Here is a 12,696-nt window from a genome sequence, read left to right on the forward strand (position 1 = left end):
TGGCCTTTTTTTCGGTAGGAAAGGGGAAGACGGAATTGTATGAATTAGCGAGAAAATCGAACGGAAGTCAGGAAATCGTCGTCTACGAAGCGCATGAGCTGTTTGGTCAAACGGGCCGCTTCCGTGTGCTGCAATTTGGAGACAACGCGGTTCAAGGTGCCATCGACCTCCGGGATCCGGACCGCATCGTACTGGAGTATCCGCGCGAAATTGTCCGGCTGATTCGCAAGCGGACGCCCGAAAACGGCATAATTTTTATGATCGGACACGGAATTGGAACGATTGCCGGCCATTTTCGCGAAGACCAATGCCTCGTGGCCGAGGTCAACGAGGATATCGTGGAGCTGAGCCGAAGCTATTTTCAATACGGCTGGAACAATGTCGAGATCGGAGACGGAAGGGCCCTGCTGGAGCAGCAGGCCGACGGCTCCTTCGATTATGTGATCTTAGACGCGTTTACACGCGAAGGGACGCCTCATCATCTGACGACCGAGGAATTTTTTGCGATGGCCCGGCAAAAGCTGAAGGCAGGCGGGATGCTGATCATGAACGCAGCTGGCAGGCTGCAGCGGAACCCCGTGCTAAATGCCATTCATACCACAATGGAGCAGGTGTTTGCTTCAGTTCGAGCATTCGCCCTGACAGAAGGGGAACGGGATGCAGAACGGAACGTGTTGTTCCTGGGCTCGGAAACGCCGGCCGCAGAGGAAGTCAATGGTTTGGAAGGTTTTATACAGGTGCAGCCGGAGCAGGGATACATTCTTAGAGACCGCGTGTAGCTCCAGAGCACGGTTTTAACTGTGTTCAAAAACGATGAAATTAAAAAAACACCATCCTTCCGAATCCGGAGGGATGGTGTTTCGTATTGCGAATGATGAAGCAGAATTAGAAATCGAAGTTGTCCGGATCAGGACCCACGCGGCGGTTCTCGTTCAGCCCGTCGATCCGGTCCATGTCTTCCTGGGACAGTTCAAAGTCGAACAGCGATGCATTTTCAACGATACGGTGCTCTTTGGTCGATTTAGGGATGGTCACGACGCCATGCTGCAGATCCCAACGGAGGATCACCTGGGCGATGGACTTACCGTACTTCTCAGCGATTTCTTTCAGCAGCGGATGGTTCAGCAGCTCGCCCTGCATCAGCGGAGACCACGCCTCGAGCTGAATGTTGTGCTGCTTCGTGAAGTCGCGAAGCTCTTTCTGGGTCAGCATCGGATGGAATTCCACCTGGTTGATGACCGGTACGATTTCCGCATCCTTCATTAAATCCTCCAGGTGGTGTACTTGGAAGTTGCTGACGCCGATGGATTTGACGCGGCCATCCTTGTACAGCTGCTCCATCGCTCTCCATGCCTCTTTATATTTGCCGGCAACCGGCCAGTGGATCAAGTACAGATCCAGATAGTCGAGACCCAGCTTCTTCAGGCTTTTCTCGTAGGCGGCGATGGTCGAATCGTAACCGAGGTCTGCGTTCCACACTTTTGAAGTAACAAAAAGGTCTTCCCGCTTCAGTCCGCTATCGGCCAGTGCCTCGCGGATTCCCTGACCGACGCTCGTTTCGTTGGCATAAACCGCAGCGGTGTCGATGCTCCGGTAACCATGCTTCACGGCGGCTTTCACCGCTTCGACGAGCTCGCTGCCTTCTTCCACTTTGAAGACGCCCAGGCCCAGCCAAGGCATTTCGATGCCGTTATTCAATCGGGTTTTGCTTTGTACATGTTTATTCATTATAAATTGCCTCCTAGATGTTGTTTGTCATGATATAAATTTGTGTTGCCTCCGCAATTCGAAACCCATTCGCTTATCATTACCGGAACTGTATAGAACTTATCCGCATTAGATACGATAGCTAAAAAAGGATCAGGATTACGCACTGAGCATGTTGTTGTCACTATCGGATGACGCCGTATCCTTGCGTTCGAGGGCACGGCTCCACCAGGTGAGCAGAACGGCTGCCGCAACCATGATCGAGCCGATCCATGCGGTATGAATCAAGCCGAGATGATCGGTCACGATTCCGCCCAAATACGCACCCAGCGCTATGCCGGCGTTAAATGCGGCAATGTTCACAGACGAAGCGACGTCGACGGCCTTCGGCGCAAACCGTTCCGCAAGCATGACGACGTATACCTGAAGTCCAGGCACGTTCATGAAAGCAAGGAGCCCCATGCCGAAAATCGTAATCAGCCCGGCGACCTTAAACGGAGCCGTGAATGTGAGAAGAAGCAAAATGACCGCCTGGATCAGGAACATATACAATAAGGCGGATAAAGGCTTGCGGTTGGCCGCTTTGCCTCCGATCACATTACCAATGGCAATGGCGATACCGTAGAGAAGCAGTATCAGGGCGACGGTTGATTCTTTAAAGCCGGTAACATCATGCAGCAGCGGCGACAGGTAGGTAAATACGACAAAGGTTCCTCCATAGCCAAGCGCAGTAATCAGAAAAGCAAGCAGCAGACGGCCGTTGGCCACGATTTTGACTTGATCACGGACCGGCGTCCGGACGCCTTTGCGCAGGTTGCCCGGTACAAGGATCAGGTTGGCAATCAGCGCGATAACGCCGACGATTACGATCGCCACAAACGCGGCTCTCCAGCCGAGCTGCTGACCAATGAATGTTCCCAGCGGCACCCCGGTGACCGTCGCCACCGTCAGACCGGAGAACATGATGGAAATGGCGCTGGCTCTGCGGTTTTCCGCAACTAGATCGGCCGCAATCGTTGACCCGATCGACATAAACACGCCGTGGGATAAGGCCGAAATGATGCGCGCCGTAAGCAGCAGGCCAATCCCGGTGGACGCGGCTGCCAGGCTGTTGCCGGCAATGAATACGATCATGATGCCGATAAGCAGAATTTTGCGCGGCACACCTGACGTTAAAGAGGTTAGAATCGGCGCTCCAAAGGTGACACCGAGCGCATATAACGTAACGGTCAACCCGGCAAGGGTTACCGAAATGTGCAGGTCATTGGCGATCAGGGGAAGCAGCCCCACACTGATAAATTCAGTGGTACCAATCGCGAACGCGCTGATGGCTAAAGCTAATAAGGCAAAGGTTGCGCGTTTTTTATCCAAAGACATGGTATCATCTCACTCCTATATGTTGTTCTATCTATTTGATGCTACGATCAAGCTAAAGGGTAGTCATTACCGGCCGGTGAATGTTATTATGTACCCGTGAAGTAAATTTGAACAGTACGTACTTTTTAGTACGATAGGCACCAAAAAGTGCCCATAGATTTCGAGGAGGGTCTTGGATGGAAAAAAAGAAATACAACATTTCAGTTGAAGCAACGCTGGAAGTGATCGGCGGCAAATGGAAGTGCGTGATCCTGTGCCACTTGACGCATGGAAAGAAACGGACAAGCGATCTGCGGCGGCTGATGCCGTCTATCACGCAGAAAATGCTCACCCAACAGCTCCGTGAGCTGGAGGAGGACGGGATCGTAAACCGTATCATCTATCACCAGGTTCCGCCGAAGGTGGAGTACGAACTGAGCGAATACGGGTGGAGCCTGAAACCGATCCTGGACTCCTTATGCTCTTGGGGGGAGAATCACATTATTAAAGAGTATGGCGACAAGTTTGCCGTATTGGAGGATAACATTCTGAACAATAAGGACATCGGCCTCGCCACCGAAATGGATCAACCTGCGTTAGAAGAGGAAACTTCCTTGTCCAAAAACTGAAATTTGTCTTTTATTTGGAGGGCAAAATATGGTAATATGAACGGGAACGGTTGTTCCTGGTTTGGCAGGGGTTGGCCCAGACTCATTGCGCCTCATCCATCCGGGACTTAAGGGAGGTAAGGTATGACCAACAAGTTTCCTGAACTGGATGGAGTCATTACTTATATTCAGAACCGGCTGGATGAACCGCTGGAGCTGAACATGCTGGCGAAGTACGCAGGGTACAGCCCGTACCATTTTGCCCGGATATTCAAAGCGCGGATGGGGCTTCCGCCGCTCTATTACGTATCATCGCTCCGCCTGCACCGGGCCAAAGAGCTGCTGCTGCACACGAATCTCAGCATTCGCGACATCAGCCTGGAGATCGGACAGCAGAGCCTGGGCACTTTTACTTCCCGATTTACCGAGAAGGTAGGGGTTACGCCTTCCCTTTTCCGGAATTCCAGGGAGATCGCGGACAACCATTTACACTCGCTTAAAGCGCTCGAAAGCTGGTATGATCTGCCGATTTTGACGTCGCCTGTGGGGACCGTGGAAGGGTCTATATCCTTCGAGGTACCGTTTGAAGGGGTCATCCTCATTGGATTGTTTGCCAAACCGATCCCTGAAGGGCTGCCACCTTACGGTACGCTTATCTCTTCGGCGGCACGTCGATTCCGGTTTACCGGCGTGAAGCCTGGAACCTACTATTTATTAGCGACTTCTGTCTCATGGGGAATGAGGGCGGCCGATTTTCTGGTGCCGCAGACGACACTTCGCGCCAAGCATAAGGTCCCGATTGTCGTCGGTCTCGATAAATCGGTTCCGTTTCAACGGGTAAACATGCGGGTTCCGCATCCGGACGATCCGCCCATCCTGATATCGCTGCCGCTGTTAATGAACAATTTTCTTCATATCAACAATCAACTCAGCAATCGGTAAGAAATCCGTTCCTGATCGCGGTGTTATAGTAGAGACAGCGGGGCAGGAAGTCATCCATGTACATAACGATTCATACAATGTTGCGCCTTTTCGGACTCCGTCATCCCGAACTTTTTCGGCTGCGGCTTGTTTTCATGGAAAGGACAAGCATATATTCATCGTCCGCTGCCATGTCACATGTCAAGGGTACCAATCCTGCTTCTAAATGAACCATTTCAGGAAAGGATGAATGACGATGGCAAAGCACATGACTTACATATTTTCTGAGGATGCCAGAGCGCAGGCTGAGTTTTATGTTCAGGCGCTCGGAGGAGAAATTGTATCGGTACAGACCCATGGGGAATTGCCTCACGCTACGGAAGAATACAAAGATAAGGTGTTGCACTTGAGCCTGGTTGCCGCCGGCGTGAATATTCTAATGTCTGACGCGGTATTCGAACCGGTGCAGCAAGGAACAGCGATCAACCTGGTACTGGAATTTGAACAGGAGCCGGAAGCGTATGCTGCATTTGAGAAACTGTCTGAAGGCGGAACGGTTCGCGACCCGATCAAACCGGCTTTTTGGGGTTCTTTATTCGGCCAATTGGAAGATAAGTTTGGCATCCGCTGGATGATTACGACCGGATCTTAACGTCGTTCTCCATAGCAGAGCCCGGCTAACTAACTGTATCAGTTGAATTTGTAAGCAAACTGGGGACTTCCGGGCTTCATGCGGAGATCCCTTTTTGCAATGGAACAACTGGAGCTTGTAAGTTAAATAACCATGATCCCGGCTGGCGCAAAGAGGAAGGCGAAGAGAAAGACCAGAAGAGATAAAATGATTATCGAACATCATTTTTTGTCCTAAACCATCATGAAAGCGTTGACACGCGGGAAGCCGCGGAGTTACAATAAATCTGCCTGAAAGATCAAACGTCTTTCATTCTGCAGAATAAGACAAGAGGTATATTTATGAAGGATCATAAAAGACTGACGTTAAAAGGAATCGCCCAGCAATTGGGCATCTCGGTCGCCACGCTGGACCGGGTCCTCAACAATCGCGGCAATGTGAAGCCGGAGACGTACCGGAAGGTTATGGAGAAGCTGGAGGAACTGGAATACACGCCGAACAAATCGGCGAGATTCCTGTCACGGGGGACTGAAATTTCCTTTGCGATTGTGTTTCCAGAGCATCCGGATTATTTCTGGACACAGATTGAGCGCGGCATTCGCCTTGCGTACGAGGAGCTGCGGGATTACGGCCTGCGGATTGAAATTTTCAAATCGGAGAGCTACGACACGGAGAAGCAGAGACAGATCGTGCAGGAGATCGTGGACAGCGGTGCCTACGACGCGCTGGCCTTGTCTCCCAACGACTCCCAGCAGATGGAGGATCCCATAGACCAGGCGATCGATAAAGGAATGGCGGTATGCACATTTAATAACGACGCGCCGCTCAGCAAGCGTCTGTTTTATGTTGGCTGCGACTATCGGATCGCCGGAAGACTCGCTGCGGACATGCTGTGCAAGCTGATCGGAAGCGGCGGACGGGCCGGACTGATTACATCGGATGCCAGCAGCCTGCCGTCGGCGACTACGTTTCAGATGCAGCAGAAAATTACCGGCTTCCGGGAAGTCATTGCCGAGCAGGGGAACATCGAAATGGCTCTGCCGCTGAAGCTGAAGCATGAGGAATACGATCATCCGGACCGCTTTGGCGAGTACTTCCGGCAGGTCGACGGCATTTATGTCACGAGCGCCAAGCTGCATGTCATTGCGCGCCACCTGGAAGAAGCGGGTCTTGGCGGCACCGTGGCTCTGATCGGCCATGACATGACGGAGGATATTTATCAGGATCTGGACCGCGGCACGGTCACGGCGACGATCTGCCAGGACCCGGTAAACCAGGGCTATTTGGCGGTCAAGACGCTGTTTAACCATACCGCCAGCGGCGAGAAGGTGAATTTGCGGGAGAACATCTCCAAGCTGGAGCTGGTTACGAGGGAGAACGCACGGTACTATATCTAAGGGTATAGGATACCGGGCTTCTCACGAACAAAATGATGTACGTACATCATTTTATGATTTTTATAATCATTAAAACCCAAATACTAGATCATTTCGTAAGGAGGACATGCTTATGCGCGGCAAAATGAAAGCGCTCTTTCTCGCCTTTTCGCTGTTTGCCCTGACGCTGACCGCCTGTTCGGCAGGTTCCGGTACCGAATCGGGAAAAGTCACCCTGACCTGGTGGGATACGATGACGACGGACGGCAGCGTAACCGCGATCAACAACATCATCAGCGAATATGAAAAGGCCCATCCAAATGTGAAAATCAAACGCACATACGTATCTTCTTCCGATATCAAAAACAAGCTTTTGCTTGGTTCGATCGGCAATCAGGGGCCGGATATCGTATGGATCGACAGCGCAGACCATCAGACGTTCGCCGCTGCCGGCATTTTGGCCGACATCACCTCCGAGGTCAAAGCGTGGGGGCAGGCGGATCAATATTATGACGGACCATGGTCCTCCACGGTGTACGACGGCAAAAATTACGGCGTTCCGGTCGGAAGCAACAACCTTGCTCTGTTTTATAACAAAGAGTTGTTTGATGAAGCGGGCATCAAGCCGCCCACCAACTGGGATGAGCTGAAGGAAGACGCTAAGCTGCTCACCAAGAAAAATGTATACGGTTTCGCGGTCAGTGCGGTGAAGACGGAAGAAGGGACGTTTCAGTTTTTGCCCTTCCTGCTGCAGGCCGGCTCGGACGTTCCCGATTTTGATAGTCAGGGCACGCTCGATGCGGTAAAGCTGTATGACTACATGGCCAAAAACAACTACATGTCCAGGGAAGTGATCACGCAGAAGCAATCCGACACCGCGACGCAGTTCGCCGCAGGCAAAGTGGCGATGATGGTGAACGGAACGTGGCAGATCCCGTTCCTGCAGAAGGAAGGCAAAGTCAATTGGGGCGTCGTGCCGCTGCCGAAGGGCAAAACGGGAGCGACCGTGCTCGGAGGAGAAAACTGGGCGATCTCTGCAGCCTCCAAGCATAAGGATGCTGCCTTTGACGTCATTCGTTTCGCCAACGAGCCGGCCCGGCTGAAGAAGCTTCTTCAGACCAACGGCCGTCTGCCGAGCCGCAAAGATTTGCTGCAGGACCCGTTCTGGCAGAAGGATCCGCAGATGAAGGTGTTTGCGGATGCGATGGAAGTGGCCAAGGCACGTGCCTACGGCCCGGATTATGCGGGAATTTCCGAAGCGATCCAGACGATGCTTCAGCAGGTGCTGACCGGGCAGGTTTCTCCCGAGCAGGCCGTTCAAACGGCCGCCGGCAAGATCAAGCCGCTTGCACCCTAAATATTGAGAAGGAGGAGGAACCACATGTCTGACCAATCCTATTCTGCGGCAGCGCCGAGAACGTCCAAGCGCTTAAGAAGTACAGCATGGACCCGGTATCTGTTCGTTCTGCCCGTCATCCTGTTCCTGCTGGTGTTCATTATTTTCCCGATCGTGTACAACCTGATTCTCAGCTTTCAAAATGTGACGGTATACAACTTTAAGGGGCATCATGCTTTTGCGGGTCTGGCGAGCTATATCAAGACATTCAAAGATCCGGTCTTTTATACCGCGCTGGGAAACTCGGTATTGTTCACCGTTCTCAGCCTCGTGTTTCAGTTTTCGATCGGCTTTGCGCTGGCCCTGTTCTTCAACCGGAGTTTCCCGGGCCGGGGCCTGATGCGTTCGCTTATGCTGCTCGCCTGGATGCTTCCGGTCGTCATCACGGCTTCGGTATTCCAATGGATGCTGAACGGCGACTACGGGGTCGTTAACTACATCCTGCAAAGCCTCGGGTTCATTCACGAGCCGCACAGCTGGCTCAGCGAAAACAGTACGGCGCTGCTTTCCACGATCGTCGCCAACATCTGGGTAGGCATTCCGTTCAACATGATCATCCTGCTGTCCGGACTTCAAGGGCTGCCGGAGCAGCTGTATGAGGCGGCCAAGCTGGACGGTGCGGGAAAAATGCTGCAGTTTCGCCACATTACGCTGCCGCTCATGCGACCGACGATTCTGATTTTGCTCATGCTGGGGATCATCAACACGTTCAAGGTGTTTGACATGATCTTCATCATGACGGCGGGCGGACCGGTGAACTCGTCGAACGTCCTGCCGATTTACGCCTACCAGCTGTCCTTCACCAAATTCCAGTTCAGCCAGGGCGCATCGGTATCCATGATCATGTTCGCGATTCTTACCGTGCTGGCCGTGATCTATCTCCGGATGTCCAGTAAGGAGGAGGCTGCATGATGAACCAGCGAGCACAATGGAAGGGCGCCGGCATGACTGTGATCGGTGCCGTCATCACCCTGTTGTTTTTGTTTCCCGTCTATTGGATGGTCAAAACGTCGATAACTCCAATTACGGACCTGTTCTCGTCACCGCCCCATTTTGGCGTGCTGAACGCAACCTTTACGGCTTACTATGACAACTTCATTCACAACACGGATATGCTCCGGTATATCGGCAACAGCTTTATTATCGCCATCGGCACGATGATCATGTCGCTGCTGTTCGCCACGCCCGCGGCGTATGCACTGGCGAGACTGGATCTGAAAGGCAAATCGCTGATCATGATTCTGCTGCTCGCGATCCAGATGCTGCCCGGTATTATGATGGCGATGCCGCTGTTCATCATGTTCTCGAAGGTTCATCTCGTGAACAGCTACTTCGGGCTCATCCTGGCGGACATGATCCATGCGCTGCCGTTTGCGGTCCTCGTCCTCCGGCCGTCGTTCATGGCACTGCCCAAAGGGCTGGAGGAAGCGGCGAAGATTGACGGCTGCAACCAGTTTACGGCGTTTACACGAATCATTCTGCCGCTCGTTGTGCCCGGCATGATGACAGTCGCGGTGTTCTGCTTCCTTTTTGGCTGGGGCGACTTTATCTTTGGCCTGACCTTGACCACCGAGGATAGCGTACGTCCGCTGACGCTTGGACTGTACCGCTTTATCGGGCAGTACGGCACGGAGTGGAACAACCTGATGGCGGTCGCCACGCTGGCTGCACTTCCGATCATTATCATTTTCATCGGCCTGCAGCGCTACGTCGTAGGCGGCATTACCGCCGGTTCCATGAAAGACTGACGAATTTTAATAGAAGATATAGATAGGAGAGAGACCCACTATGAAATTTACAGACGGCTATTGGCATGTGCGGCAGGGGCTGCAGGTATTGTATCCGGTTGAGGTAAGGGATATCGAGACCCGCGAAGACGAAATGACGGTGTATGTATCCACCAAAAAAATCGTCCACAAAGGCGATACGCTGAATACGACGCTGCTTACGGTCCGCTATTCTTCCCCGATGGAGAACGTCATCTGCGTGGAATACATCCATCATGACGGCATGGACGACAAGGGCCCAGCCTTCCAAATCTATAAGCAGCCGGATTTGAAAGTCCAGGTCGAGAAGCGCGGCGGCGCCGTTACCCTCACCAGCGGCAAGCTGACCGCTACCGTTCGTCCGGACGAGGGGTGGAACGTCGCGTATGCTTATGACGGACGCCGCCTCACCGGCACCGGCTATAAAGGACCGGCTTACATTAAATCCTCCGAATCGGCGGATGTATATATGAGGGAACAGCTGGACCTGGGGGTCGGCGAATATGTGTACGGGCTTGGGGAACGTTTTACGCCTTTTGTGAAAAACGGGCAGGTCGTGGATCTATGGAACGAAGACGGGGGGACCAGCAGTGAGCAGGCCTACAAGAACATTCCGTTCTACGTGTCCAGCGAAGGATACGGCGTGTTCGTGGATCATCCGGAGCGCGTTTCTTATGAAGTCGGGTCCGAAAACGTCTCGAAGGTGCAGTTCAGCGTTCCCGGCGAAAAGCTGAAGTATTACATCATCGGCGGATCCAATTTGAAAGAGGTTCTGCAAAACTATACGGCCTTGACCGGGAAACCGGCGCTGCCGCCTGCCTGGTCTTTCGGCCTGTGGCTGACGACTTCGTTTACGACCAGCTATGACGAGGACACAGTCAACAGTTTTGTAGACGGCATGCTCGAGCGGGACATTCCGCTGCATGTGTTCCATTTTGACTGCTTCTGGATGAAGGAGTTCCAGTGGTGCGATTTCAAATGGGATCCCGACGTGTTCCCGGACCCGCAGGGGATGCTGCGGCGGCTGAAAGACAAAGGGCTTCATATCTGCGTCTGGATCAACCCGTACATCGGGCAGAAGTCGTACCTGTTCAAGGAAGGCAAGGAGAACGGCTATCTGGTGAAAAATCCGGACGGCAGCGTCTGGCAGTGGGACCGGTGGCAGTCCGGCATGGGGCTCGTCGACTTTACTAATCCGGATGCGGTCCGCTGGTATCAGGGCAAGCTGAAGGAGCTGCTCGACATGGGCGTTGACAGCTTCAAAACCGACTTCGGCGAGCGGATTCCGACGAACGTCGTTTATTACGACGGCTCCGATCCGGTGAAAATGCACAACTATTACACGTTCCTGTACAACCAAACGGTATTTGAAGTGCTGGAGGAGACGCTCGGTAAAAATGAAGCGGCGGTGTTTGCCCGTTCCGCCACGGCCGGCGGCCAGCAGTTCCCGGTGCATTGGGGCGGCGACTGCTCCGCCTCATACGTATCGATGGCCGAATCGCTTCGCGGCGGCTTGTCCTTGTCGCTCAGCGGCTTCGGGTTCTGGAGCCACGATATCAGCGGTTTTGAAAATACGGCCACACCGGACCTATATAAGCGCTGGACCGCTTTCGGGATGTTGTCCACGCACAGCCGGCTGCACGGGAACCAGTCGTACCGGGTGCCTTGGCTCTTCGACGAGGAAGCGGTTGACGTATTGCGCTATTTTACCAAGCTGAAATGCACGCTGATGCCATACCTGTTCCGTTCCGCCGTGCAGACTGCGGCAACAGGGGTGCCCGTCATGCGGGCCATGGTGCTGGAATTCCCCGAAGATCCGAACTGCCATGTGCTGGACCGCCAGTATATGCTCGGGGATTCGCTTCTCGTCGCACCCGTCATGAACGACCAGGGACTGGCACGGTACTATGTACCAGATGGACGCTGGACCGATTTCGTAACCGGAGAGAGTGTTGAGGGAGGCCGGTGGATCAGCCGGCAGGTCGACTACTTTACGGTTCCACTATTGGCGCGGGCCGGAAGCATCATTCCGGTCGGAGACAATGACCAGCGTCCGGATTACGACTACGCGGACGGCGTGACCCTTCACGCCTTTGAACTTGCGGATGGGACGGAAACGACAAGCGTTGTGAACGGGACGAACGGCAAGGAAGAATTAAAGGTCGCGGTAACCCGGAACGGGGAGCGCATCGATGTCCAGGCGGAAGGAACCAAGCCGTGGAAGCTGCTTCTGCGCGGCATAAGCCAGATCGCTCAAATCGAAGGCGCCGATTCTTCCGTGACCGGGCAGGGAGTACTTCTAACGCCACACGCGGGCGTTAAGCAGATATCGCTTCAATTGTAATGGGTTTGCCATAAGCAAAAGGGATCCAGAGCCATACTGACATCAGGCTCCCGAAAAACCGCCTTGGGCCGGTTTTTCGGGAGTTTTTACGTTTACTTTTATTACATTGAGCTTCCTTCTATAATAGCGCGATGCGTCACTTTAACGTTAATTTTTTAAGTTCATTCTATTATTTATAACGTTAACGCTTACATCAACGATGACGCCAACCTTTGGAAAAAGAGCGAATCAACAACCGCTGATATCCATATTTCAACATATGAAAAATTCACAATAGAAAACCAAAATAGTCCACACTTATCTCCGACCTGCAAACCCATCTTATCGTACAACTTAGACACTATTCATTTGTCACAAGGTAGGTCTGTCCACTCCGCCAGACCGCCTCTCTGCGGCCATAGTTGCTTCAGACGAACCTTTCAGGATATAATCTGCTTGGTAAAAAACGGATTTCAAAGGAGGATCCCTGGTGTTCAAGCGGTGCATACATTCCATGATTGAGAAAACGGCATATGAAGGAAGCGTTGAACACTAAGGCATAAGCGGCTTTAGTGTTTTCTTTTTGGACTTCTGATTATCGGTGTTGGCTGA

General features: G+C 52.9%; 11 protein-coding genes. 9 read left to right on the forward strand and 2 right to left on the reverse strand.

The window, feature by feature from the left end; translation table 11 throughout:
• Positions 1-35 precede the first annotated feature (35 nt).
• On the forward strand, positions 36-779 hold the full coding sequence (locus KI379_RS09940) for a spermidine synthase (protein ID WP_244879239.1): 744 nt from the start codon (positions 36-38) through the stop codon (positions 777-779).
• Between the two features lie 106 nt (positions 780-885).
• On the opposite strand, the gene KI379_RS09945 is transcribed toward KI379_RS09940, so the two are convergent.
• Together KI379_RS09945 and KI379_RS09950 are read right to left on the reverse strand one after the other, a co-directional pair.
• Positions 886-1,728, reverse strand: a complete 843-nt coding sequence (locus tag KI379_RS09945; RefSeq protein ID WP_212983450.1) for an aldo/keto reductase — start codon at positions 1,726-1,728, stop codon at positions 886-888.
• Between the two features lie 138 nt (positions 1,729-1,866).
• Positions 1,867-3,084: an MFS transporter gene (locus KI379_RS09950; protein ID WP_089546901.1), complete on the reverse strand. Its 1,218-nt coding sequence runs from the start codon at positions 3,082-3,084 to the stop codon at positions 1,867-1,869.
• A gap of 176 nt (positions 3,085-3,260) precedes the next feature.
• Between KI379_RS09950 and KI379_RS09955 the strand changes: the two genes are divergently transcribed.
• From KI379_RS09955 to yicI, 8 genes are all read left to right on the forward strand, one after another.
• A complete protein-coding gene (locus KI379_RS09955) occupies positions 3,261-3,692 on the forward strand; it encodes a winged helix-turn-helix transcriptional regulator (RefSeq protein ID WP_089546902.1) in 432 nt (143 codons plus the stop codon).
• Between the two features lie 123 nt (positions 3,693-3,815).
• Positions 3,816-4,613 carry a helix-turn-helix transcriptional regulator gene (locus KI379_RS09960; RefSeq protein WP_212983451.1) on the forward strand — a complete coding sequence of 266 codons (798 nt, stop codon included), beginning with the start codon at positions 3,816-3,818 and terminating at the stop codon, positions 4,611-4,613.
• Positions 4,614-4,848: 235 nt separating this feature from the next.
• Positions 4,849-5,244: a VOC family protein gene (locus KI379_RS09965; protein ID WP_076167127.1), complete on the forward strand. Its 396-nt coding sequence runs from the start codon at positions 4,849-4,851 to the stop codon at positions 5,242-5,244.
• A gap of 320 nt (positions 5,245-5,564) precedes the next feature.
• Positions 5,565-6,620 (forward strand): LacI family DNA-binding transcriptional regulator, encoded by a 1,056-nt coding sequence (locus KI379_RS09970; protein WP_145020834.1) that lies wholly within the window; start codon positions 5,565-5,567, stop codon positions 6,618-6,620.
• Between the two features lie 112 nt (positions 6,621-6,732).
• Positions 6,733-7,956 carry a sugar ABC transporter substrate-binding protein gene (locus KI379_RS09975; RefSeq protein WP_212983452.1) on the forward strand — a complete coding sequence of 408 codons (1,224 nt, stop codon included), beginning with the start codon at positions 6,733-6,735 and terminating at the stop codon, positions 7,954-7,956.
• A 24-nt stretch (positions 7,957-7,980) separates the two neighbouring features.
• Complete coding sequence (locus KI379_RS09980; protein WP_145134338.1) at positions 7,981-8,907, forward strand: carbohydrate ABC transporter permease; 927 nt, start codon at positions 7,981-7,983, stop codon at positions 8,905-8,907.
• Complete coding sequence (locus KI379_RS09985) at positions 8,904-9,743, forward strand: carbohydrate ABC transporter permease (protein ID WP_244169174.1); 840 nt, start codon at positions 8,904-8,906, stop codon at positions 9,741-9,743. Before KI379_RS09980 ends, KI379_RS09985 begins: the two co-directional genes overlap by 4 nt.
• 40 nt (positions 9,744-9,783) lie before the next feature.
• The gene (gene yicI, locus KI379_RS09990) at positions 9,784-12,105 is read left to right on the forward strand and encodes an alpha-xylosidase (protein ID WP_212983453.1); all 2,322 of its coding nucleotides are present in this window, start codon (positions 9,784-9,786) and stop codon (positions 12,103-12,105) included.
• Positions 12,106-12,696 lie beyond the last annotated feature (591 nt).

It is taken from the genome of Paenibacillus cineris (assembly GCF_018333335.1).
Lineage (GTDB): Bacteria > Bacillota > Bacilli > Paenibacillales > Paenibacillaceae > Paenibacillus_AQ > Paenibacillus_AQ favisporus.